Annotated in this window: 20 protein-coding genes and 1 tRNA gene; 14 read left to right on the forward strand and 7 right to left on the reverse strand. The window is 64.7% G+C overall.

Features of this window, described 5'->3' with window-relative positions:
- Nucleotides 1–45: 45 nt before the first annotated feature.
- Nucleotides 46–2,487 carry a Lon protease family protein gene (locus CFK21_RS10985; RefSeq protein ID WP_096366695.1) on the reverse strand — a complete coding sequence of 814 codons (2,442 nt, stop codon included), beginning with the start codon at nt 2,485–2,487 and terminating at the stop codon, nt 46–48.
- Nucleotides 2,488–2,630: 143 nt separating this feature from the next.
- On the opposite strand from CFK21_RS10985, the gene CFK21_RS10990 reads away from it, so the two are divergent.
- From CFK21_RS10990 to polX, 4 genes are all read left to right on the forward strand, one after another.
- Entirely contained in the window at nt 2,631–3,332 is a 702-nt protein-coding gene (locus CFK21_RS10990) for a protein-L-isoaspartate(D-aspartate) O-methyltransferase (RefSeq protein ID WP_096366696.1), read from the forward strand.
- Nucleotides 3,325–3,762, forward strand: a complete 438-nt coding sequence (locus CFK21_RS10995; protein WP_096366697.1) for an archease — start codon at nt 3,325–3,327, stop codon at nt 3,760–3,762. Before CFK21_RS10990 ends, CFK21_RS10995 begins: the two co-directional genes overlap by 8 nt.
- Before the next feature lie 181 nt (nt 3,763–3,943).
- On the forward strand, nt 3,944–5,374 hold the full coding sequence (locus tag CFK21_RS11000) for an RtcB family protein (RefSeq protein ID WP_096366698.1): 1,431 nt from the start codon (nt 3,944–3,946) through the stop codon (nt 5,372–5,374).
- Nucleotides 5,375–5,571: 197 nt separating this feature from the next.
- Complete coding sequence (gene polX, locus CFK21_RS11005) at nt 5,572–7,299, forward strand: DNA polymerase/3'-5' exonuclease PolX (protein ID WP_096366699.1); 1,728 nt, start codon at nt 5,572–5,574, stop codon at nt 7,297–7,299.
- A 133-nt stretch (nt 7,300–7,432) separates the two neighbouring features.
- Here the strand turns inward: polX and CFK21_RS11010 are convergent, their stop codons facing one another.
- The 3 genes from CFK21_RS11010 to gltX form a co-directional block, all read right to left on the reverse strand.
- Nucleotides 7,433–8,611: a ketose-bisphosphate aldolase gene (locus CFK21_RS11010; RefSeq protein ID WP_096366700.1), complete on the reverse strand. Its 1,179-nt coding sequence runs from the start codon at nt 8,609–8,611 to the stop codon at nt 7,433–7,435.
- 245 nt (nt 8,612–8,856) lie between these two features.
- Entirely contained in the window at nt 8,857–9,294 is a 438-nt protein-coding gene (locus CFK21_RS11015; RefSeq protein ID WP_096366701.1) for a host attachment protein, read from the reverse strand.
- A gap of 239 nt (nt 9,295–9,533) precedes the next feature.
- On the reverse strand, nt 9,534–10,946 hold the full coding sequence (gltX, locus tag CFK21_RS11020) for a glutamate--tRNA ligase (protein ID WP_096366702.1): 1,413 nt from the start codon (nt 10,944–10,946) through the stop codon (nt 9,534–9,536).
- Nucleotides 10,947–11,148: 202 nt separating this feature from the next.
- Here gltX and CFK21_RS11025 point away from each other — a divergent pair.
- The 3 genes from CFK21_RS11025 to CFK21_RS11035 all read left to right on the forward strand — a co-directional run bounded on the left by CFK21_RS11025 (nt 11,149) and on the right by CFK21_RS11035 (nt 13,985).
- Nucleotides 11,149–11,223: transfer RNA gene (locus CFK21_RS11025), tRNA-Val, on the forward strand.
- 132 nt (nt 11,224–11,355) lie between these two features.
- Nucleotides 11,356–13,257: a DUF294 nucleotidyltransferase-like domain-containing protein gene (locus tag CFK21_RS11030; RefSeq protein ID WP_096366703.1), complete on the forward strand. Its 1,902-nt coding sequence runs from the start codon at nt 11,356–11,358 to the stop codon at nt 13,255–13,257.
- A 5-nt stretch (nt 13,258–13,262) separates the two neighbouring features.
- Nucleotides 13,263–13,985, forward strand: coding sequence for a 3'-5' exonuclease (locus CFK21_RS11035; RefSeq protein WP_096367594.1), 723 nt, complete (start codon nt 13,263–13,265; stop codon nt 13,983–13,985).
- An 83-nt stretch (nt 13,986–14,068) separates the two neighbouring features.
- Here the strand turns inward: CFK21_RS11035 and CFK21_RS11040 are convergent, their stop codons facing one another.
- From CFK21_RS11040 to CFK21_RS11050, 3 genes are all read right to left on the reverse strand, one after another.
- Nucleotides 14,069–15,727, reverse strand: coding sequence for a BCCT family transporter (locus CFK21_RS11040; protein WP_096366704.1), 1,659 nt, complete (start codon nt 15,725–15,727; stop codon nt 14,069–14,071).
- 26 nt (nt 15,728–15,753) lie between these two features.
- A complete protein-coding gene (locus CFK21_RS11045) occupies nt 15,754–16,182 on the reverse strand; it encodes a universal stress protein (protein ID WP_096366705.1) in 429 nt (142 codons plus the stop codon).
- Between the two features lie 209 nt (nt 16,183–16,391).
- Nucleotides 16,392–17,315, reverse strand: coding sequence for a zinc-dependent peptidase (locus CFK21_RS11050; protein WP_369801268.1), 924 nt, complete (start codon nt 17,313–17,315; stop codon nt 16,392–16,394).
- A gap of 62 nt (nt 17,316–17,377) precedes the next feature.
- On the opposite strand from CFK21_RS11050, the gene CFK21_RS11055 reads away from it, so the two are divergent.
- From CFK21_RS11055 to CFK21_RS11085, 7 genes are all read left to right on the forward strand, one after another.
- A complete protein-coding gene (locus CFK21_RS11055; RefSeq protein ID WP_157745626.1) occupies nt 17,378–17,986 on the forward strand; it encodes a MotA/TolQ/ExbB proton channel family protein in 609 nt (202 codons plus the stop codon).
- Nucleotides 17,983–18,636, forward strand: coding sequence for a hypothetical protein (locus tag CFK21_RS11060; RefSeq protein WP_096366708.1), 654 nt, complete (start codon nt 17,983–17,985; stop codon nt 18,634–18,636). The genes CFK21_RS11055 and CFK21_RS11060 overlap by 4 nt, the downstream gene beginning before the upstream one ends.
- A complete protein-coding gene (locus CFK21_RS11065; protein WP_157745628.1) occupies nt 18,633–19,169 on the forward strand; it encodes a hypothetical protein in 537 nt (178 codons plus the stop codon). The genes CFK21_RS11060 and CFK21_RS11065 overlap by 4 nt, the downstream gene beginning before the upstream one ends.
- A gap of 44 nt (nt 19,170–19,213) precedes the next feature.
- Complete coding sequence (locus CFK21_RS11070; protein ID WP_096366710.1) at nt 19,214–20,065, forward strand: sulfurtransferase; 852 nt, start codon at nt 19,214–19,216, stop codon at nt 20,063–20,065.
- Nucleotides 20,066–20,346: 281 nt separating this feature from the next.
- A complete protein-coding gene (locus CFK21_RS11075) occupies nt 20,347–23,247 on the forward strand; it encodes a bifunctional diguanylate cyclase/phosphodiesterase (protein ID WP_096366711.1) in 2,901 nt (966 codons plus the stop codon).
- Nucleotides 23,248–23,422: 175 nt separating this feature from the next.
- Entirely contained in the window at nt 23,423–24,184 is a 762-nt protein-coding gene (locus CFK21_RS11080; RefSeq protein WP_096366712.1) for a hypothetical protein, read from the forward strand.
- On the forward strand, nt 24,181–24,681 hold the full coding sequence (locus CFK21_RS11085; protein ID WP_096366713.1) for a TlpA disulfide reductase family protein: 501 nt from the start codon (nt 24,181–24,183) through the stop codon (nt 24,679–24,681). Before CFK21_RS11080 ends, CFK21_RS11085 begins: the two co-directional genes overlap by 4 nt.
- Nucleotides 24,682–24,685 lie beyond the last annotated feature (4 nt).

Raw genomic sequence — 24,685 nt, forward strand, 5'->3', positions numbered from 1 at the left:
AGGCATTTTCCCCTCTCCCCGGTGGGAAGAGGGACTTTCGCGGGATCAGTCGTTGTCGGCCCCGGAGGGGAGGCTGGGCACCTCCGGCTCGGGTTCGTCCCTGTGCTGGCCGAAGGCCTGGCGGATGGCGACGAACTCGGCCAGCCGTTCCTGGATAGCGCGGTTCACACTGCCCTCGGCGAACAGGCCGTTGTCATCGGCCGTGCCGGCAGGCAGGCCGGTGAGCAGTTCCAGGGCGGCATCCACATGCGCGACCGGATAGACGGCGAACTCGCCGCGTTCGGCCGCGGCCACCACCTCGGGCTTGAGCATCAGGTGCGCCACGTTGCTGGCCGGGATGATCACGCCCTGGCGCCCGGTCAGGCCGCGGGCCTGGCACAGGTCGAAGAAGCCCTCGATCTTCTCGTTCACGGCGCCGATGGCCTGGACGTTGCCGTACTGGTCCACCGAGCCGGTCAGGGCCAGGTCCTGACGCAGGCCGAGCCGGGCCAGCGAGGACAGCAGTGCGCACAGTTCGGCCAGGGAGGCGCTGTCGCCCTCGATGCCGGCGTAGGACTGCTCGAAGGCCAGGCTGGCGGTCAGCGACAGCGGCTGGTCCGGCAGAAAGCGCATGCCCACATAGCTGGACAGGATGAACACGCCCTTGGAATGGATCGGCCCGCTCATCTCGACCTCGCGTTCGATGTTCACCACCTCGCCCTCGCCCAGGCGGGTCACCGCGGTGATGCGCACCGGCAGGCTGAAACGGAAGTTGCCCGGCTCCAGCACGGTCAGGCCGTTGACCTGGCCCACCTGGCTGCCCTCGGTATCGATATGCACCACGCCCTTGCGGATCTCCTCCAGCATGCGGTCGCGCAGCCGGTCCACGCGCTCGATGCGGGCAGTGAACGCGGTACGCACATCCTCGGCGCTGACGGTGTCGGCGTTGCGCCGGGCGGTGAAGTAGGCGGCCTCCTGCATCAGATCGGCGATGCTGCGCATGTGCATGGACAGGCGCGCGTGATCGGCGGCCTCGCGCGCACTGTAGTCGATCATCGCCGCCACCGCTTCGCGATCGAGCGGCCGCAGCTGGTGCTTGCGCGCCAGGGTGGCGATCAGCCGCGCGAACAACTCAAAGTTCTCCGGGCTGCGCTCGATGTCGTCCTCGAAATCGGCCGCGACCTTGAACAGCTCCCCGAAGTCGGGATCGTATTCATACAGCAGGTAGTACAGCAGCCGGTCGCCCAGCAGCACGATCTTGAGATTCACCGGCACCGGTTCGGGCTCCAGCGAGACGGTGCTGATCAGGTTCAGGGACTGCCCGAGGGATTCGATCTTCAGTTCATGGGTCTCCAGCACCCGTTTGAGGGTCTCCCAGGCGAAGGGCTGCAGCAGCAGCCGGCGGGCGTCGATCACGAGATAGCCGCCGTTGGCCCGGTGCAGATCGCCGGCACGGATGAGGGTGAAATCCGTCATCAGCGCGCCCATCTGGGCCACATGCTCGATGCGCCCGAACAGCTGGCCATAGGTGGGATTGTCGGCATAGACCACCGGCGCGCCCTGCCCCTCCTCGTGCTCGACCAGCAGGTTCACGCCATAGCGCTTGAGCGGCCCGTGCATGAACTCCTCGGGCGTCATGCCCCCGTCCTCCTGGCGCAGGAACAGGCCGACGTTCTCGATCACGTCCTGCTCGACTGCGTCCAGGTGGGCCTGGATGGCGGGGAAGCTCTTGTAGGTATTGCGGATGGAATCGATGTAGCCGCCCACGGCCTGGCGGGTGAACTCGTAATTGAGCTGGCGCAGGCGTTCACGCCGCTCGCGCCGCCATTGCGGCAGGGTGCTCTGCAGCAGGTCCTGCAGTTCCTGTTCCAGTCGCCGGATGATGCGCTCGATGCGCTGCTGCTCGTCCCTGGGCAGCTTGGAGAAGCCCTCGGCATCGAGGATCCTGTCCTCGTAGATCGGCGCGAAGGTGAACTCGCCCGGGCGCTGGATCAGCTTGACCTGCTGCGACTCGCTGCGCGCGGCGAATTCGCGCATGGCGCGCTGCTCACGCTGATCGAACTCGTCCTCGATGCGCTTGAGCGCATGCTGGTACTCCTCGCTCTCGAAGGCCGAGGGCAGGGCCCCGCGCAACTCCTCGAGCAGGTGCAGCATCTCGCGACGAAAGCGCGCGCCCATGCCGGCCGGCAGCCGGATCAGGTGCGGCTGGTAGCTGTCGGTGAAATTGTTGACGTAGCAGATGTCCTGCGGGTCCGGCGCGGCAGCGGCCGCTTCGCGCAGGAAATTGTGCACGGCCGTCTGCTTGCCCACGCCGGGCGGGCCCAGCACGAACAGGTTGTAGCCATGGTTGTCGATGCCCACGCCGAAGCGGATCGCCTCCAGCGCCCGCGTCTGACCGACCATACCGCTGAGCGGCTCCAGGTCGTCCGTGGTGTGGAAGTCGAACTGCTGCGGATCACACAGGGCACACAGCTGCGCGGCGGGCAGGGGCGTCGGGCTTGTCGTCATGGCGGGTCCGTAGCATTGGGTGAACTGCCTATGCTAGCAAATCCTGCGCCCGCGGCCGAAGTCCGGATCGCGCCGGCTTGAGTTGGGTCAGGCCCGGCCGCATTCGTGGCCGCGTGCGCAGCGGCGCGCCTATACTTGAAACGATGACAGACACCGCCCTGAATCAGGCCCGGGCCCGGCTGCTGCGCGAGATCGAGCAGGAGTTCGCCTATACCGGCGCAATGACCGGCTGCCCGCAGCTGGACCCGCGGGTGCGGGCCGCGCTGGAGGCGGTGCCGCGCGAACATTTCATCCCCGCCCACCTGCGCCACCAGGCCTACGGCAACCACCCGCTGCCGATCGGCGACGGCCAGACCATTTCCCAGCCCTACATCGTCGCCCTGATGAGTCAGTGCCTGGCCCTGACGCCGCACTCCCGGGTGCTGGAGATCGGCACCGGCTCCGGCTACCAGGCCGCCATCCTGGCCCGGCTGGCCGCGCAGGTGTACAGCGTGGAGACGGTCGCCGCGCTCGGCCGCCTGGCACAGGAGCGACTGCAGGCGCTCGGCCTGGACAATGTGCACACCCGCATCGGCAACGGCCGTCTGGGCTGGCCGGAGGCCGCGCCCTTCGACGGCGTCATGATCACCGCCGCCTGCGAGCGCGTGCCGCCTGCCCTGCTGGAACAGCTGGCCCCGGCGGGACGCCTGATTGCGCCGATAGGCGGGACCTTCAGCCAGGAACTGATGCTCTATCGGAAGGCCGCCGATGGCCGGATCAGCAGCGAGGACCTGCTGCCGGTGATGTTCGTGCCGCTGGTCGACCGGGATGGCGGCGAACCGCAGGGGGCGGCTGCCGATGACTGACAGCAGCACTGTCGACGCCGCCTGGGAACATTTCCAGCATGGCGCCGACATCGGCATCCGCGGCGTCGGCGCCACCCCGGCCGCGGCCTTCAGCATGGCGGGGCTCGCCCTGACCGCCGTGATCACCCGGCCCGAAACCGTGCAGGCGAGGCAGTCACTCACCCTCGCCTGCCAGGCCCCGGACCTGGACTTTCTGTTCCTGGACTGGATCAACGCCCTGGTCTATGCCATGGCCACCGAAGGGCTGCTGTTCGCCCGCTACGAGGTCGCCATCGACAACGGCAGGCTGCAGGCCACGGCCTGGGGCGAGCCGGTGGACCGGGCCCGGCACCAGCCCGCGGTGGAGGTCAAGGGCGCGACCCTGACCGCGCTGGAGGTGCGGCAGCTTGCCGACGGCCGCTGGCTGGCGCAGTGCGTGGTGGATGTCTAGGCTTGGTCAGTAAGATGCGCATGAACCAGTAGGGGAAAAATTCCAGTGACCCCGTGTCCCCACGTCATTGCGAGCGTAGCGTGGCAATCCCGTAACGCATATCCTGCCTGTTAAAGATTGCCGCGGCGCTACGCGCCTCGCAATGACGAAGAATGTGAATGGCTCAAGAGAAACCGACGCCATGGACCCCGACCGCTTCACCCAACTCGACGCCACCACCTGGCAGATCCCGCAGCAGGGCAACATGCGGGTGCCGGGCATTCTGTATGCCGACCGGCAGCTCATCAGCGACATGGACGCCAAGGTCTGGGAACAGCTGACCAATGTCGCCGCCCTGCCCGGCATCGTGCAGGCCGCCTACGCCATGCCGGACGCGCACTGGGGCTACGGCTTTCCCATCGGCGGCGTGGCCGCCTTCGATCCCGACCAGGGCGGCGTGGTCTCGGCCGGCGGCGTGGGCTTCGACATCTCCTGCGGCGTGCGCACCCTGACCACCGGCCTGAGCGTGGACGAACTGCAGCCGCACCGCGAGACCCTGGCCGACTTCCTGCTCTACCGCATCCCCGCCGGCGTGGGCAGCACCGGCCGCATCCGGCTCAAGGACGCGGAGATGACCGCCATGCTCGAAGGCGGCGCCGACTGGGCGGTACGCCAGGGCTACGGCCGGCGCGAGGACCTGGAGCGGATAGAGGAACACGGCCGCATGGCCGGCGCCGTGCCCGAGGCCGTCTCCGAACGCGCCCGCAAGCGCCAGCGCGACGAGATGGGCACCCTGGGCTCGGGCAATCACTACCTGGAAGTGCAGGCGGTGAGTGAGATCTACGACCCCGAGGCGGCCACGGCCTTCGGGCTGCAGCCTGATGCCGTGGTGGTCAGCATCCACTGCGGCTCGCGCGGGCTGGGCCACCAGATCGGCACCGAGTTCCTGCGTGAAATGGCCTTGAGCGCCCAGCAGTATCACATCCGCCTGCCCGACCGGGAACTAGCCTGCGCCCCGCTGAACTCGCCGCTGGGGGAACGCTACCTGGGCGCGATGCGCGCCGGCATCAACTGCGCCCTGGCCAACCGCCAGATACTCACCCACCTCACCCGCGACGTGTTCGCGCACGTGCTGCCCGAGGCCGATCTGCAGCTGATCTATGACGTCTCCCACAATACCTGCAAGGAGGAGACGCACACGGTCGGCGGTGAAAAGCGCCGCCTGTTCGTGCACCGCAAGGGCGCGACCCGGGCGCTGGGGCCCGGTCACCCCGACCTGCCGGAGGCGTTTCTGGACAGCGGCCAGCCGGTGCTGATCGGCGGCTCCATGGGCACCGCCTCCTATGTACTGGCCGGCATGGCGACCAGCGAGGGCAGGTCCTTCGCCTCCGCCTGCCACGGCGCCGGCCGCGCCATGAGTCGGCACCAGGCCACCAAGCGCTGGCGCGGCGAAGACCTGATCGACGAACTGGCCGGCCGGGGGATTATCATTCGCAGCCACTCCTACCGCGGCGTGGCCGAGGAGGCCCCGGGCGCCTACAAGGATGTCAGCGCCGTGGTCGAGGCCGCCGAGCAGGCCGGCCTGGCACGCAAGGTGGCACGGCTGCGGCCGTTGATCTGTATCAAGGGCTAGAAGATCAAGAGCGCCACGGAATACACGGAAGGCACGGACAACATATGTTGTGTTAGGTGGATGAATGAAATTTTCATCGTCATTCCCGCCTTCGCGGGAATGACGGGTAACGGTAACGGGTGATTGGCCGTTTTATTACAATATGATTTTGTCCGTGTTTTCCGTGTATTCCGTGGCGCTCTTTACAAAGGTGATACATGCCCTCCGACAACGAACAGATCGCGGAAATCTTCGACGAAATCGCCGACCTGCTGGAGATCGAGGGCGACAACCCCTTCCGTATCCGCGCCTACCGCACTGCCGCCCGCAACCTGCGCGCGCTGAACAAGGACGTGCGCCGGATGCGCGAGGCCGGCGAGGACCTGACCGACTTCCCCGGCATCGGCAAGGACCTGGCCGCCAAGATCGAGGAGATCCTGGACACCGGCCGCTGCCGCGCCCTGGAGAAGCTGCGCAGGAAGGTGCCGCCCGATCTGGGTGAGTTGCTGCGCCTGCCCGGTATCGGTCCGAAGCGGGTCCATGCCCTGTACCACGAGCTCGATATCCAGAACCTGGAGCAGCTGCAGCGCGCCGCCCGTGACGGCGAGATCCGCGAATTGTCGGGCTTCGGCCCCAAGACCGAGGCGCGCCTCCTGGAGGCGGTGGAAAAGCACCGCGACAGCGAACGCCGCTTCAAGCTGGCCGAGGCGGCGCGTTACGCCGAACCGCTCCAGGCCTGGCTGGAGGGTGGCAAGAACATCGAGCAGGTGGTCATCGCCGGCAGCTACCGGCGGGCGAAGGAGACGGTCGGCGATCTGGATATCCTGGTGATCGCCCGCGACGGCAGGCAGGCCATTCAGCACTTCACCCACTATGAGGATGTCGACACCGTCGTCTCCAGCGGCAGCACCCGCGCCACCGTCATTCTCAGCAACGGCCTGCAGGTGGACCTGCGGGTGGTGCCGAAGGTCAGCTACGGCGCGGCCCTGCACTACTTCACCGGCAGCAAGGCGCACAACATCGCCGTGCGGCGCATCGCCCAGAAGAAGGGTTGGAAGATCAACGAATACGGCCTGTACGAGGGCGACAAACGCATCGCCGGTGAAACCGAGGCCAGTCTGTTCAAGCAGCTGGGGCTGGCGTATATCGAGCCCGAACTGCGCGAGAACCGCGGCGAGATCGAGGCCGCGCGCGAGGATAAATTACCGAAGCTGATCAAACTCACCGACCTGCGCGGCGACCTGCACTGTCACACCCGCGCCAGCGACGGTCAGGGCTCGCTCAGGGCCATGGCCGAGGCCGCACGCGACCGGGGCCTGGACTACCTGGCCATCACCGAGCACTCCAAGCACCTCGCCGTCGCCCATGGCCTGGACAGCGACCGGCTGCTGAAACAGGTCGACGCCATCGCCGAGTTGAACGACATCCTCGACGGCATCACCCTGCTCAGCGGCATCGAGGTGGACATCCTGGAGGACGGCAGCCTGGACCTGCCGGATGAGGTACTGGACAGACTGGATCTGGTGATCGGTGCCGTGCACAGCCAGTTCAACCTGAGCCGGAAACAACAGACCGAACGCATCCTGCGCGCCATGGACAGCCCGCACTTCACCCTGCTCGCGCACCCCAGCGGCCGGCTGATCGACAAACGCGAACCCTACGCCGTGGACATGGAACGCATCATCCACCAGGCCGCCCAGCGCGGCTGCTACCTGGAACTGAATGCCAACCCGGACCGGTTGGATCTGCTCGACAGCCACTGCCGGCTGGCGAAGGAGGAAGGGGTGCTGGTGAGCATCAACTCGGACGCGCACAGCCCGGCGGCCTTCGAGCACCTGCGCTTCGGCATCGGCCAGGCCCGGCGCGGCTGGCTGGAGAAGGACGACGTGCTCAACACCCGGTCATTGACCGCATTGCGCAAGCTGCTCAAACAAACCAGACAGTAGGATGGGGGCAGGCGCCCCGGCGCCGTAACCCATCATGCCCCGGACGCGACGATGGGTTGCGCTGCGCTCCACCCATCCTACAACTGCGTTATATCGTCCGTGCCTTCCGTGTATTCCGTGGCGCTCCTGAACCTCAGCCCGCATCCTCGAAATCGATGCTGATGCGGTCGCCCGCCACGGGGCGGAAATGGGTGTCGGCATAGGCCTGGTGGTCGGGGTGGTGCCTGTAGCTGTCCACCACCTCGGCATGGGCGAAACGCACCACCCAGCAGTGGCGGTATTTCGCGTCCTCGGCCAGGGCGTGGCCGGTGAACACCCGCCGCACACCGGGAATCTGCCCCAGGGTGTCGCGGCCGATGGCCATCAGTTCATCGACCTGCTGGGCATCGGCACCCTCGGTGTTGTACACGATCACATGCTCGACCTCCTGCCAGGGGGCGGCCTCGGCCAGCACGGCCTCGGCGCGGCCGGCGCTGCCCCACAGCCGGATGCAGCGCTCGACCTCCTCCTGGATGGCCGCGGCCGCCCCCTTGACCAGACCGGTGTAGCCGCAGCCACTGTCGGCATCGGCATTGGCGCGGATGCGGCGGGCGGCGGCATCGGACAGGGCAGTGTAATAATTGATCTTGGTCACACCGTTCTCGATCAGGGCAGTGAACTGGGCGTCGCTCAGCCCGGTGCCGCCGTGGATCACCAGGGGGATGCCCAGGGCCTGATTGATCCGGCCCAGACGCTCGATGTCCAGCTGCGGCTCGCCGCGCATGCGGCCGTGCACGGTGCCGATGGACACGGCCAGGAAGTCCACCCCGCTGCGCTCGACGTATTCGCTGGCCTCCTCCACCGAGGTGTAGATCACCTCGCCCGGGTGGCGCTCGGCGTCCTCGCCTTCCACCCCGGCGACATAGCCCAGTTCGCCCTCCACCGGCACCCCGCAACCGTGCGCCATGTCGACGATCCGGCGGGTATAGTTGACGTTGTCCTCGAACGGCTGGGTGGAGGCATCCACCATGACGCCGTTGCAGCCCAGGCGGATGCCGGCAATGGCGCTCTCCAGCGAGGCGCCGTGATCCAGATGGATGGCCACGGGCACGTTGGCGCGCCGCGCCGCGGCCTCGACCGCGGGCATGATGATCTCGAAGTCGAAATACTCGAAGTGGGATTCGGCCAGGCTCAGGATCACCGGGGCCTCGCAGCGCTCGGCCCCGTCGAGGATCCCCTGCAGAAAGTCCAGGCTGACCAGGTCGAAGGCACCGACGGCATAGCCGTTGCGGTGGGCATGCACGAGCATGTCTTTCATGTTCACCAGGGCCATGGAGGCACCCTCCTGTAGCGGCTTGACGGAAAACTCAGTCCGCTATTCTGCCCCAGGTGAACGATCAGAATAAATAAATATCCGAGATATGGGCCATAAGCTTTAACTTATGGAATGGATAAGTCACCATCATTACATAGATTGCGGTTACTATAACCGCCATCGTCATCCCCGCGCAGGCGGGGATCCAGATACCACGCGGTCACTGGATTCCCGCCTGCGCGGGAATGACTGGAAGCTTATCCTTACAGTAGTGCCTGGACGTGCTCACGCACCTCTTCGGCGCCATGCTGCACCAGATTCTTGTGCAGGGTCTCGGCTACGGTAGCCGCTACGCCCTGTGCGAGTACATCCCGCAGTACGCCGAGGAACTTCGGCGGTGCGACCAGCACCAGCCGGTCATAGGCCTTGTCGTTCAGACCCTGCTCCAGCCTGGCGGCGATCTCGCGGGCGAACTTCTGCATCTCCTCGACATGCGCCGATGTGGACTCGTCCAGCACATGCGGTCCACTGCCGGCCGTACCGCTGTCATGGCCGGGCCGGTCGCTCACCAGATCGCGTTCATGCAGCCGGCCTTCCGGATGCACCAGGTCCTCGCGCTCGACCAGATCCGCCCCCGCGTTCGCGGCCTCGTAGATCTTCGCCCGGCTGCTCTCGGCCACCACTATCCAGGTTCGACTCATGCTCCTGCCCTCCCGTCTTTGTTCCCTGCTCCAGATGGCACTTGGTTAACCGTCATTGCGATGCCCTGACCCGAAGGGATTCTATGAGAAAGCGCGGCAATCTCGTACCGCAGACCAGGTATTGGGAGATTGCCGCGTCACTTCGTTCCGCGCAATGACGGAAGAATGCAGGCTAACCAAGCAACACCCTCCCTTCATCCCTTTATAGAACAGGCCGGCGCCGGCCGTCATGATCTGGATCAGCTAACGTCGTGGGTATCGATGTATTCCAGCGCCCGGTCGATGCGCGCAAGGGTACGCTCGCGGCCGAGCAGGTAGAGGGTGACATCGATGGGCGGCGAGACCGGCCCGCCGGAGACGGCCACGCGCAGCGGCTGGGCCACCTTGCCCAGCTTCAGGTCCAGCGCCTCGCCCACTTCGCTCACTGCCTGATGGATCGTCTCCTGCTCCCAGGGTTCCAGCGCCGCCAGGCGCTGACGCAGCTGCGCCAGCGGCTCCCGGGCCTCGGCCTTGAGGTTCTTCTTCGCCGCCTTCTCGTCGTAACCCTCGATGTCGCGGTAGAAGAAGACGCTGTTTTGCGCCATTTCCACCAGGGTCCGGGCCCGTTCCTGCTGGGCCACCACCACCTCGCTCAGCTCCGGCGCCGGCGCCGGGTCCACATCCAGCTTGCTGAAGTGATAACTCAGGTGGCGCGCCACGTGCTGCGGCTCGCTGCTCTTGATGTAGTGCTGATTCAGCCACAGCAGCTTGTCCGGATTGAAGCTGGAGGCGGCCTTGTTGATGTCAGGAACGTCAAACAGCTCGATCATCTCCTCCACGGAAAAGATCTCCTGGTCGCCGTGGGACCAGCCCAGACGCACCAGGTAGTTGATCAGCGCCTCGGGCAAGTAGCCCTCTTCCCGGTACTGCATCACGCTCACCGCGCCATGACGCTTGGACAGACGCTTGCCGTCGTGACCCAGGATCATGGGCACATGGGCATAGACCGGCGGCTCCACCCCGAGCGCGCGCAGGATGTTGATCTGGCGCGGCGTGTTGTTCAGGTGATCGTCGCCGCGAATGACATGGGTGATATCCATGTCGGAGTCATCCACCACCACGGTCAGATTGTAGGTCGGCGAGCCGTCGGTGCGGGCGATGATCAGATCGTCCAGTTCGCTGTTGTTGAACACCACCCGGCCGCGGATCAGGTCATCGACCACCACCTGGCCATCCTGCGGGTTGCGGAAACGGATCACATGGGGCGCATCCGGCGACGGCGGCGCGGTGAGCGCGCGGCAATGACCGTCGTAGCGCGGCTTCTCCTTGCGCGCCATCTGCTCTTCACGCAGCTTCTCCAGGCGCTCCTTGCTGCAATAACATTTATAGGCGTGGCCGGATTCCAGCAGCTGATCGACAATGACCTTGTAACGGTCGAAGCGCTCGGTCTGATAGAAGGGCCCCTCGTCGTACTCCAGCCCCAGCCAGGTCATGCCCTCGAGGATGGCGTTGACCGACTCGCGGGTGGAGCGCTCGAGGTCGGTATCCTCGATGCGCAGCACGAAGCTGCCGCCGTGCTTGCGGGCGTAGAGCCAGGAAAAGAGCGCCGTGCGGGCGCCGCCGATGTGCAGATAGCCGGTCGGGCTGGGGGCGAAACGGGTACGTACGGTCATGGATATCCCACCCAGTGAGGTAAGCAGGCGCGCATTCTAGCAAATCGCGCCCGGACGGCGCGATGCCGGTACGCCACGGCCGGATGCGCAGCATCCGCCCTGAATACAGAGGCTTAGTCAGTCGCAAGGCGGGACCGGGGAGGGTCGCGGCTGGTGCAGTTGATTTTATATCCCTGACTCCGCTACTATTTGCCGCCTTCCCGGGCGGTTAGCTCAGCGGGAGAGCACTGCCTTCACACGGCAGGGGTCACTGGTTCAATCCCAGTACCGCCCACCATGAAATCAAGGACTTGACCGGAACCGGTCAGGTCCTTTTCTATTTCTGCCCCCGGTCTGCGCGTTGCAATCCCGGCCGGTTCCATGCTGAACTTGGCCGCATCCCCATCCGGTTGATTTTGCAGGGACTGACATGGAAGCGGAACTCAGGGAAATCCGTGATCACTTCGCCCAGTATCCCCCCTTTGACAACCTGAGCGATGGATTGCTCGACCAGGTGGCCGGCTCAGTCGAGATCAGCTACTTCAAGGCCGGCACCACCATCCTCGAGCGCGACGCGCCGACCCATACGCTTTATTACATTCGCAGCGGTGCCGTCGAGGTCTATCTGCACAACGGCCAACTGTACAACCAGCTGGGCGAGGGCGACATCTTCGGCCAGTTCGGACTGTTGCGTAATCATCGTGCGCGCTTTCCGGTCAAGGCCATCGAGGACACCCTGCTGTACCTGATTCCCGAACCCGTGTTCGAGCACCTGTGCGAAGAGGACGAGAACTTCGCGGACTTCGTCGAACTCACGGGCTCCCGTCTGAAGAGCACGGTGGAACAGAGGCTGCGCGACAACGACATGATCGCCACGCGCGTGCGCCGGCTCATCACCCGCATGCCGGTCATGATCGAGGAATCCGCCTCCGTGCAGGACGCCGCACGGCTGATGACCGAACATGACGTCTCCTCGGTCCTGGTGCTGGCACCGGGCAACGATGAGGATTCCGACCGGGTATTCACCGATACCGAAAACCGGCAATGGCGCCTGGCCGGCATGGTGACGGACAAGGATCTGCGTGTGCGCGTTCTCGCCGAAGGCGCCCCGGCCCGGACCCCGCTGTCTGCCATCACCCATGGCCGGCTGATCACGGTCCAGTCCGATGAATCGGTGAATGAAGCGATGCTGGTGATGCTGCGCAACAATATCCAGCGCCTTCCCATCCTGCACCGGCGGCGCCCGGTGGGCGTGGTGCACCTGTCCGACATCGTGCGCTACGAGACCAACAACAGCGCCTACCTGGTCAGCAACATCTTCAACCGGAGTTCGGTCAACGCCCTGGCGCGCCTTACCCCGGAGATCCGGGCCGCCTTCGTGCGGCTGGTGGATGAAGGCGCGACCTCGCAGATGATCGGCATCGCCATGTCGAGTGTGGGCCGCAGCCTGATGCGGCGCCTGATCGAACTCGCCGAGACCGAACTCGGGGAGCCACCCATTCCCTACTGCTTCATGGTGCATGGCTCGCTGGCGCGCAATGACCAGTCCATCACCACCGATCAGGACAATGCGATGGTGCTGCACGACTCCTTCAATCCGGAGCAGCACGATGCCTATTTCAGGGAACTCGCCCAACGCGTCAGCGACGGACTCGATGCCTGCGGCTACCCCTACTGCAAGGGCGGGATCATGGCCACCAACGAGCAGTGGCGCCAGCCGCTGTCACAGTGGAAGCGCTACTTCGAGACCTGGATCGCCAAACCCGACCCGCAACGGCTGCTGCACAGTTCGATCTTCTTCGATCTGGATGCCGTCTATGGCGAGGAGCGTTTCGTCGAGGAACTCCAGGATCTGATTGCCACCCGCGCCCAGGCCAGTCCGCTGTTCCTCGCCGCGCTGGCGCGCAACGCACTCAGCCGCACCCCGCCGCTGGGACTGTTCCGCACCTTCGTGCTGGAACAGGACGGCAAGCACAACAATTCCATCAACATCAAGCGCCGGGGCGTGGCACCGATGAACGACGTGATCCGGGTACATGCGCTGGGTGTGGGCTCACGCTCCCAGAACTGCTTTGAACGGCTCGATGACATCGAACAGGCCGGCGCCCTGCCCTCCGGGCAGACTGAGAAGCTGCGCTATGCACTGGAGTTTCTTTCCAGCGTACGCCTGCGCCACCAGGCCCATGAGATCAAGCACGAGCACCCGCCCGACAATTCCATCGATCCGGAGCAGGTCTCGGATGTCGACCGCCACAATCTCAAGGAGGCTTTCCAGGTACTGAGCAACGCCCAGAAGTTTCTGCGCTTCCGCTATCCCAGTCCCGGGCGGTGATCGCCATGTCGGATGACGCCCGGGGTCAGGGCGAAGCACCGAGTTGGCCCGAGTATTTCGCCCGCCAGACACAGGCCTGCAGAACCCCTGCGCTCAAACGCTTTTACGCTGCCGGACTACCGGCTGCAGATACCCCGATCGCCAACGCCTCCCTGCTGGCACTGGATTTCGAGACCACCGGACTGGATCCCCATCGGCACGCCATCGTCAGCATCGGCATGGTGCCGTTCAATCTGCGCAGCATCCGCCCGGCCGCAGGGCGCTACTGGGTCATCAAGCCGCAGCGGCCGTTGCGGGAGGAATCCATCGCCTTCCATCGCATTACGCACTCGGAAGTCGAGCACGCCCCGCCCTTCGAGGCCGTGCTCGACGACATTCTGGCCAGCCTTGCCGGACATCTGGTGGTCGTGCATTACCGCAACATCGAACGCCCGTTCCTGGATGCCGCAGTGATGGCCGCACTCGGCGAACACTGCCTGTTCCCGCTCATCGATACCATGGCGCTCGAGGCCCGGCACGAACGCATCGACCGCTGGCGGCGCCTCAAACGCTTCCTCGGCGTTCAGCCCACCTCCATCCGCCTGGCCGACAGCCGCGAACGCTATGGTCTGCCGGCCTACTCCTCCCATCATGCCAAGGTGGATGCGATGGCCACGGCCGAACTGTTCCAGGCCCAGATCGCGCGCCACTACTCGCCGGACACGCCGGTCTCCGAACTCTGGCTGTAGCCCCTGACAACCGGAGGGACATGAAAAAGGCGGCCGCGGCCGCCTTTTTTCACCGGGTCAGGAATACCCGCGCATGCGCATCGCTAGCGCGGCTCGCTTCTCAGCCCCATGACGATGGCAAAGCAGCCCACCAGCAGCACCAGGGTGAAGGGAAGTCCGGCGGAGACTGCGGCGGCCTGCAGCGCCGCCAGTCCACCGCCGAGCAGCAGCGCGATGGCGATGGCGCCCTCGATCACGCCCCAGAACACACGCTGCGGCTTGGGTGCATCGATCTTGCCGCCGGCCGTGATGGTATCGATCACCAGCGATCCCGAGTCCGAGGAGGTGACGAAGAACACGATCACCAGCACGATGCCGATGAAGGAGGTGATATCCGCCAGCGGCAGCTGCTCGAGCATCATGAACAGCTGCAGCTGCAACTCCGCATTTACGGCGCCCTCGAAACCTTCCTGGAGCTGCTTGATTGCCGTAGTACCGAAGGCCGTCATCCAGAACACCGACACGATCGACGGTATCAGCAGCACCGACACCAGAAATTCGCGCACCGTGCGCCCCCGGCTCACGCGGGCGATGAACATGCCCACGAAGGGCGACCAGCTGATCCACCAGGCCCAGTAGAAGGTGGTCCAGCCCTGGCTGAAATTGGCATCCTCCCGACCGAAGGGATTGGCCAGAAACGGCAACTCCATCAGGTAACTGCCCAGATTGGCGAAGAAGCCGGTGGCGATCATGAGCGTCGGTCCGACTAAGACCACGAACATCAGCAGCAGGAAGGCCAGGACCATGTTGATCTCGGACAGGCGCTTCACGCCCTTGTCCACGCCGGCCACGATGGAGAAGACCGCGATGGCGGTAATCCCCGTGATCAGCAGCACCAGCACGGTGTCGCCGCTGCCGAACCCGAACAGATGATTCAGCCCGGAGGCGGCCTGCTGGGCGCCGATCCCCAGCGAGGTGGCCAGCCCGAACAGGGTGGCGAACACCGCCAGGATATCGATGACATGCCCCGGCCAGCCCCAGATGCGCTCGCCCAGCAGCGGATAGAAGATGGAACGCACAGTCAGCGGCAGGCCCTTGTTGTAGGCGAAGATCGACAACGACAGCGCCACGATGGCGTAGATCGCCCACGGATGCAGACCCCAGTGGAAGATGGTGGCGGCCATCGCCAGCCGGGTGGAACCGGCCGGGTCATCGGCCGCCGCCCCCAGCGGGGCCCAATCGGTACGCACGCCGTCCTCGCCGACGCTGATGCCGCCGAACGCGGTGCCGTAATGACTGAGCGGTTCGGACACGCCGTAGAACATCAGGCCGATACCCATGCCCGCGGCGAACAGCATGGCGAACCAGGACGGCCGGGAGAAATCCGGGGTCGCCTTCGCCCCGCCGATGCGGATGCTGCCCAGTGGCGACAGGATCAGGCCCAGGCACAGGAGCACGAAGATATTGCCGGCGAGCAGGAACAACCAGGTCATGTGACTGTTGATCCAGTTCTTGATCCCGTCGAAGACCGTGGTCGACTGCTCGGGCAGGGCCAGGGTGAGCACGACGAAGGCGAGGATCACCAGCGAGGAGACGGCGAAGACCGCACCGTGGATGTCGATGTTCACCCCGAGCGGGCTGGCCTGGTAGTTGTCCTGACCGATCTGGTAATCGGTGTCGATCAGGTTGGCCGCGCCCTCGGGGGCGGGTACGCCGGTGGATTCGCTCAGCTTCTCCGGGGATTCTTCGGGTGTATTGGCCACGGAACTCTCCCTTGAATATCGGTTTGTTATTCCACTGCATCCGGCCGGACGAGAAACACGGATGCCTGGGTATGTGCAGCGATCTTGCTGCCGTTGGCCGGCATGATCGCATCGAGATGCCTGGGCAGGTGCGTGGCCATGACCACAAGGTCGGCACCGGTATCCCCGATCGCCTGGATCAGAATATCGTCCAGATCGGTCACCGGATCGTGGCTGTTGTAAACGCGGGCGCTGGGCTCATGCCCGTTGTCCGGGGCATGCTGGTGGGCGAACTCCCTGAGCTTCTGCTCGTATTCATCGGGAGTGCGCGCCACCGAACTGGGCTGGGAGGTCGTCACGCCGACATAGCTGAGCGCCGCCTGGTAGTGCCGCGCCAGATCGGCGGCGACAGTCAGTGATTTTTCCAACGCATTCAGATGCGCAAGATCCACCGGCACCATGATCCTGTTGAACATGAAGGGGCTCCTCTTGCAGTTATTCAGGTTATGAATTGTCGGCCGGACGGCTCTCCCTTGAAACCTGCCAGCATGGACGCGTTCGAGAGATTGCAAATCGCAGTTTAACGATTGTTATTGATCGAAAGTGTAGCAGGTGATCCCGAAACATAAATATTCTTCAGCAGCCGGTCAACAGTACGTACCGGGTGCCGGTAGGTCGGTCGGGATCACGCCGCCCCCTCGGGCGGCTCAGCCCTGAGCGCCGGATCCTGCCGGTAGTAGAGCGCGAGTTGCCGATACACCTGTGGGAATTCATGTCGCAAAACAGCCGGGGCCTCGAAGAAATACTCACTGGCAACGGCGAAGAACTCCGCCGGGTCCTCCGCCGCATAGGGGTCGACAAGCGTCTCCCGTCCCTGCCCGACCTGGCGCAGCAGCTGCTCGAAAGCCGCTGTGAAGATTTCCGACCATGCCTCCACGGCCATACCGCGATGCAGCGGCGGCAGTCCGTTGGCGCTTCCGGTCCGCATATCCAGCTTGTGCGCAAACTCATGGATGACGACATTGGTGCCGGGGCCGTGGGGCGAAGCCCCCGGCGCGGCATCCGCCCAGGACAGCACGACCGGACCGCCGTCCCAGGACTCGCCCGCCAGTTCATGCCGGCTGCTGTGCACCAGCCCGGCCTCATCCGTCTCCTCGCGCGGGGCAACGAAGGTATCGGGATAGAGGATGACGGTGGACCAGTCACGATACAGATCCAGTTCCAGATTCAGGATCAGCAGGCAGGCCTGTACCGCGACGTGCAATGCCATGGCCGGCGTCACCTCGAAACCGCGGGCGCCATAGAACTCCTTGTCATGCAGGAACAGGGTGGTCAGTTCGCGCAGCCTCTCCCGCTCGCCGGCGTCCAGTCCCTGCAGCACGGGCAGCGCAGCGGCGAGCTCATCCCATAGCGGATCCGCGATCGCATGACGCCGGAGGACCCGCCGGCGCCTCCAGCTTTTCAATTGCTGCAGCATCCACCCGCCTTTCCAAAATGTTACAGCCCCTGTTCCGGTTCGGAACACAAACACCGCGAGCCGTTCGATTGTGTCCTCTCCTCTCTTGATTATCAACTGGATAATCGGCTGGCACGGGCCTTGCCCTGGCATCGGGAGCTTTGTATTCGACACAACAACGACTACCGATGCATGGCCATCGGCAAGGGGGACCCATGGCCTGGAACCATCTGCTGTTTTACCGCTGGATTGCCTTCAATCTGGTCGGGGCCGCGCTGCTGCTGGTGTTCAGCGTGCAGGGCCTGGTGGCGCCGGTATTCAGTTCCGACAGTTCCCGCCTGACCTATGTCATCGCCGCCCTGTTCGTCTACGGCATGGTGCTGTGCGGCTACCGGGTATGGAAGACCAGCCGCGAGATCGACGCCGTCAAGCAGGGCGGCAAGGGCAAGCTGCGCGATTTCATCGACCTCAGCGCGCATACCGACCGCGAAAGCGTGAAGGAGGCCTTCGAAATCAAGTTGCTCGCGCGCATCGCCTTCGTCAAGTACATCGCCACCAGCCTGGTGACGCTGGGCCTGCTGGGCACGGTCATCGGCTTCATCCTGGTCCTGACCCAGGTGCCGGCCAACGCCGTGGGCGACAGTTCCCAGGTGGGCAAGCTGGTGGCGGTGCTCACCAACGGCATGGGCGTGGCGCTGTATACCACCCTGGTCGGCGCGGTGACCAATCTGTGGCTGAACGCCAACTACACCATGCTGCGCACCGGCGTCATCAACCTGATCGCGGCCATCCTGGAGTCGGCCGAGCCGGAAGCAGCCGCATGAGCAAGCACTTCTCCTTCGCCGCCGAGGCCGAGGACGATTCCGACGTCGTCTTCCGTGATGTCATCACCCTGGCCCTGCTGGGTTTCATCGCCCTGGTGATCATCCTCCTGCCGCACATCAACCCGCCGGAGAAGAAACGCACGGAGCAGGAGGTGGCCGCCCCCGGCAACGTGATGATCGAGGCCCGCTGGGATGACGACATCGACGCCGATGTCGATCTCTGGGTGCAGGGCCCGCAGGACCGGCCCGTCGGTTACTCCAACCTGGCCGGGGAGGTCTTCAACCTGCTGCGCGACGACATCGGCTTTCGCAATGACGTCTCGCAGCTGAATTACGAAAACGCCTACTCGCGCGGCATCGTGGAGGGCGAATACACGGTCAACCTGCACATGTACTTCAACCGCGCCGACAGCTGGCCGGTTCCGGTCACGGTGCTGGTCTCGACAGTGAAACCCTCCGGCACCACCCGTACCACCCGCCAGATCCTGGTCAGCGAGGTGGAGTTGCGTCGGCTGGGCGAAGAGTTGACGGTGTTCAACTTTCAGCTGGATGCGGACGGCGAACTGGTGGACGGAAGCGTCGGTTCAGCACCGAGAAAACTGGTCACCGCGCCCACCGGCGGCTACAACTTCGATGCCTACAAACAATGATGAATTCTCACCTCACTGCCCTGCTCGTCGCCTACCTGCTGCTGTGCCTGGGCTATGCCCTGTTCTCGCTCAAGACCACGCGCAGCTCACTGTTTCGGGGAATCAGCCTGATGTACCTGGGCGTCTCGGTCGGCCTGGCGCTGTATCTCTACAACCAGCTGCTGTCGCAGCCCCGCCCACTCAGCCAGGAATTCTTCAACAACGCCGAGGAGGCCGTGGTGCTGGCCACCCACCCGCGCAGCGGCGAGGCCATCTATCTCTGGCTGCAGCTGCCGGGCAGCCCGCAGCCGGCCTACTACGTCATGCCCTGGTCCGGTCAGGCCGCCGAGGAACTGGAAATCTCGCAGCGCGAGGCGCGCGAACACGGCGGCAGAGTGGTGATGAACGGGCCCTTCAACCAGGACCGTCGCCATGGCCTGCGGGCCGAGGAAGAGGAGCGCATCTTCTTTCCCGCAGTGCCGCCGCGTCCGCCGCTGAAGGAAGGCGAGACCAGCGGTGCGCCTGCCGCGCAGCGGTTCGAGCGGCCGCAGTGAATATCCATGCGCAGTATCAGACCAAACCACACTGGAGGAAAACAATGAAAGACAAGATCCTGTATACCCCGGGCGAGGCCATGGAACTGATGAAAACGGACAAGGTCATGCTGATCGATATCCGGGACAGCGACGACTATGCCGAGAGCCACATCCAGGGCGCAGTCAATCTTCCGGACATTTTCTATTACCTGGCCGAGACCACGCCGGAAGGACTGGAGAAGCTGCACGAGCATTTCCGCCAGCAGCTCTCCGCGATCGGACTGACCCCGGACACCACCGCCATCGTCTACGAGGATGCCTACGACAGCCGCTACGGCGGCTCCTGCCGCGGCTACTGGCTGCTGCGCTACCTGGGCCATGCCCGCACCGGCGTGCTGGACGGCGGCTTCAGCGCCTGGCTGGAGGAAGGCCTGCCCGCCGATGCCGAGCCGGTGCCGACCACGCCGGTCGAATTCGCCATCGACCCGCAGCCGGAGATGCTGGCGACGCGTGACGAGGTGCTGAACTGCCTGGACAAGCCGGACGTCAAGCTCCTGGACATCCGCGACCGGGTGGAATGGGATGCAAAGAGTTCCTCACCCTATGGCGTGGATTTCGCCCCCCGCAAGGGCCGCCTGCCGGGCGCGCGCTGGATGGAGTGGTACAGCTTCCTCGAGCGCGACGGCCAGATCCCGTATTTCAAGTCGCCCGACAGGATCCGGGCCCTGTGCGCCGAGTACGGACTCTACCCCGAGGACAACATCATCATCTATTGCTTCAAGGGCGCACGCGCCTCCAACACCTATGTGGCACTGAAGGAAGCCGGTTTCCAGAAGGTACGCAACTATTTCGGTTCCTGGAACGAATGGTCGCGCGATCCCCAGCTGCCCGCCAACGAAGAGGTGTTCGGCTGAGGGTCGTCGCATGTCCTACAGCGACGGCTTGGCGGTGGCCCACGTGGCCACCGTTTTTTTTGGAACCCGGCGCCACCCTCCTCCCCCGCATGCCCGGCTGTCCACCACCCGAATCCACCCCCGGTCACCGTCCATCCGGCATCAGGATAACGCCTGCCCGGCCGCTAAAGTGCAAGGCAGACATAAGCTGTTATCCTCATTTGCATGGGCACGGTGTCGAGCTCCATGCGAACACACTCAGAACCGTCGGGTGAATCACTGTGAGAAAGGCCATAGCGGGATTGCGAAGCCGTCTGCTGCTGCTGGTGCTGCTGGCCGTGATGCCGGCCTTTGCCCTGATCGGCTACAGCGCACATCTGCAGCGCCAGGGAGTGGAAGCCGCGGTCGAGGCACAGGCACTGCACATCGTTCAGGCCGCGATCCATGAAGAGCGTCAACTGATAAGCTCGACCCGACAGTTGCTGATGAGCATGGCACAGCTGCCGGCCGCGCGTCCGGACAGCGACCGCAGGCAGGCGTGCAACGAGATCCTGGCCATGCTGCGCCGGCCAAACCCGTCCTATCTCAACCTCGGCGTGGCCACGCCGGATGGCAACATATTCTGCAGCGCCCAGCCCTTCGATCGGGCGGTGAACATTGCCGATCGCAGTTATTTCCAGCGCGCCGTGCGCAACCGCGGGCTGGGTATCGGTGAATACCAGTCCGGGCGCATCACCGGCGCCCCGGTCATCGTTTTCGGCTATCCGGTACTGGACAGCAACGGTGGGATCACCGCAGTGGTGTTCGCCGCCCTCGGCCTGTCCTGGCTGGAAGATCTCATGTCCGGCCTGGAGCTGCAGCCGGGATCAAGCCTGATGGTCATGGACAGCGGGGGTACGATACTGGCGCGTTCTGCGGATTCCCCCTTCCATGCAGGCGACTCGATCAGCGAGCAGCCTTTGTTCGAGGCCATCGGACAGCATACGGACGGAACAGTGGTCACCCTGAAGGATGCATACGGGAAACCGACACTGTATGCCTTCGAATCGCTGCACGGCGACGCCAACGAACGCATCTACGTCAGCCTGGGCATCCCCGCGCAGGTGGCATTTGCCGAGGTCAACCATTATCTCTATCGCACCGGCTCCCTGCTGGCGCTCGTCTCCCTGCTGGTGTTCGCCGCCGCCTGGTTCGGGAGCGACATCCTGGTACTGCGGCGGGTCAACGCCCTGAAGGATACGGCAGGGGAACTGGCCGGAGGCAACCTGGCCCGCCGGACCGGACTGACACGTGGCAGCGATGAACTGGGTCAGCTGGCCGGCGCCTTCGATGACATGGCCGCCTCGCTGCAGCGCAGCAACCGCGCCCTGCACACCCTGAGCGCGTGCAATCACGCCGTCGTACGCGCCACCAGCGAAGCGGAACTGCTGCGCGGGGTATGCGACAACATCGTCGCCTTCGGCGGCCACCACGCCGCCTGGGTCGCCTTCAGGGACGAAACCGAACCCGAACGACTGCATCTGAAATCAATCGCAATGCAGGAAACCGACACGCCCGCAGACAGGGAGCCGTTGGGACTGCTGGACATGCAGGGAGACAACCATCCCCTGCGGGACGTCATCGAACTGGGCGAGACCTTCATCTGCCGGGATACATGTTCGGATCCAGCGATGGCGACATGGGCCGAGGCGGCACGGCAGCAGTCGATTCGCGCCGCGGCCCTGCTGCCGTTACAGCTCAACCACCGTCTTATCGGCGTTATGGGTATCTATGCCACCGAGAAGGACGCCTTCGACAGCCACGAAATCGCCCTGCTCGGCGAGGCGGCGGAGGACCTGGTGTACGGTGTTCGCGCCCTGCGCGTATCGGCGGCACACGAACAGGCGCACGCCACCATCGCCCACATGGCATACTACGATGCCCTGACTGAACTGCCCAATCATGCCAGCTTCGATGAAAGCCTGCATGAACGCCTGGAGGCAGCCTCGGCCACGGCCCTGCTGCTGATCGAGGTCGAGCGCTTCCACACCATCAACGAAACGCTCGGCTTTCATCACGGAGACAGTCTGCTCAATGATATCGGGGCGCGCCTCGGCCAGTGCCTGCCCGATACCGCGATCCTGACACGCATGCGCGGCAAGGAATTCGGCATACTGCTGCCGGACAACCGGCCCGAGTCGGCGCTGGCATGCGCCCGGGATATCATAACCACGCTGGAAGCCCCCTTTACCATCGAGGGGCTGAGCCTGTACGTGAGCGTCACCATCGGCATCAGCCTGTTCCCCGAGCATGGCGAGGAGGCCCCGGAACTGATCCGGCGGGCGGGCTCGGCGGTCCGCCAGGCCCGCCGCGCCGGCACGCATTATGCGCTGTATGTCCCGGAAGACGAGGCCCGGGCGCACCGGCGCCTGTCGCTGGCCGGGCAGCTGCGCGACGCCATCGACCGGGATGAACTGGTACTCCATTACCAGCCCAAGATCGATCTGCGCACGCACAGGCTGTGGGGCGTGGAGGCCCTGGTGCGCTGGAACCATCCCCGCGACGGCATGATTCCACCCGGTGAGTTCATATCGCTGGCCGAGGATACCGGCCTGATCAAGCCCCTGACGGACTGGGTGCTGAGCGCGGCCATGTGTCAGGCCACCCGCTGGCGCAGCCGGAACCGTCCGGTACCGATCTCGGTCAACCTCTCCGCCAACAACCTGCACGACGGGAGATTACTGGAAAAGATCGAACAGATGCTGAATACCTGCGATACCGATGTCGATCTGATAAAGCTGGAGTTGACCGAGAGCGCCCTGATGCTCAATCCCGACAAATCGCTGAACACCCTAAGACAGCTGCATGAACAAGGCTTCTCGCTGCTGATCGACGATTTCGGTACCGGCTATTCATCCCTGAGCTATCTGCAGAGGATGCCCGTCAGCGCGCTCAAGATCGACAAGAGCTTCGTCCAGGCAATGCTGGACGGCTGCGAATCCCTGACCATCGTCAGATCCACCATTGCGCTGGCCCATGATCTGGGCCTGACGGTGGTGGCCGAAGGGGTTGAGTCACAGGCGATGCTGCAGCAGCTCGAGCGGCTGGACTGCGACGTTGCCCAGGGCTATTACATCAGCCGGCCGCTGCCCGCCGATCAATTCGATGCCTGGCTGGATACCAGCCCCTATCAGCATTACGGCCCCGACACCGGGGACGCCTGAGGCAGTCAGGTCGACGCCGCCATCCCCGCCGGGGCGGCAGCGGATCAACCGCCGATCGATGGCAGTGGTGATAATGGTTCGCATGCTCAATACGGTTCAGGGCGGATTGCGCCGTGGTGCGCGACCGTTGTGCTAGGATATTGCTCTCCAGTCTGCAAGCGATTGGGAGTCTGTCTTGCTTCGCCGCCTCGTCCTGCTGTTGTCTCTGTTCCTGCTCGCACCCGCGGTGTACGCGGAGGCCGAAATCGAGCGCATCCGGCTCGGCGACGGCATCGACATGGACCTGCGCCGTTTCAGCGCCGGGGGCGACACCCTGCTGCTGGGCTTCCCCTGCGATCTGGGCCTGGGCCGGGCCGAGGCGCAGGCCGGTGAGGTGCTGTCGCGGCGCGGGATCGAGGTCTGGATGGCCGACCTGCTGGGGGCGCATTTCCTGCCCATCGCGCCCAGCAGCATGCGCAGCCTGGAAGGCCGCGAGGTGGCCCGGCTGATCCGGCATGCGGTGGAAACCACCGACAAACGCATCATCCTGATCGCCAGCGGCTATGGTGCCGTGCCGGCGCTGCGCGGCGCGCGCATCTGGCAGGCCGAGCGCCCGGAGGACACCCGACTGGGCGGCGCCATCCTGTTCTACCCGATGCTCAATGCAAGCAACCCCCAACCCGGCCAGCCCATGGACTACCTGCCGGTGGTGCATCAGACCCGGCTGCCGATCGTGATCATGCAACCGACCAACACCCCGGCCCGCTTCTGGGTCGACAAGCTCAGGCAGACGCTGGCACAGGGCGGCAGCCGGGTGCGGGTGGAACTGCTGCCGGGCGTGCGCGGTCACTTCTACGACCGCGAGGACGCCACCGAGGCGGAACGCGCCATGGCCCGGCGCCTGCCCGAACTGGTGGAACAGGCGTTGCAACAACTCAAGCAGATGGAGGCCCCATGATGCTGCGATTGTTCCTCCTGATACTGGCACTGACCGCCCCGCCGTTGTCGGCCGACGAACTGATGGAATACCGCGGCGAGCCGCTGCCCGCCTTCGCACTGCAGGACCTGGAGGGGAATAGCCACAGCCTGGAGGACTACCGGGGCAAGGTGGTGATGGTGAACTTCTGGGCCACCTACTGCCCGCCCTGCATCAAGGAAATGCCTTCCATGCAGCGGCTCAGCGACAAGCTCGGCGAGGAGCGGTTTGCCATCCTGGCGGTGAACATGGCCGAGCCGCGCGACGAGGTCGAGGGCTTTCTGCACAAGCACGATATCGACGTCAGTTTCCCCGTGCTGCTCGACCCGGACGGCACAGTGGTCTCGCAATGGATGATCACGGCCGTGCCGACCACCTTCATTCTCGATCCCGAGGGCAGGATCCGCTACGGCCTGTTCGGCGGCCTGGAGTGGGACAAGCCCGAGATCGTCGACACCCTGAGCGGGCTGATGCGCTGAGCCG

This window comes from Thiohalobacter thiocyanaticus, assembly GCF_002356355.1.
In the GTDB taxonomy this organism is placed as follows: Bacteria; Pseudomonadota; Gammaproteobacteria; order Thiohalobacterales; family Thiohalobacteraceae; genus Thiohalobacter; species Thiohalobacter thiocyanaticus_A.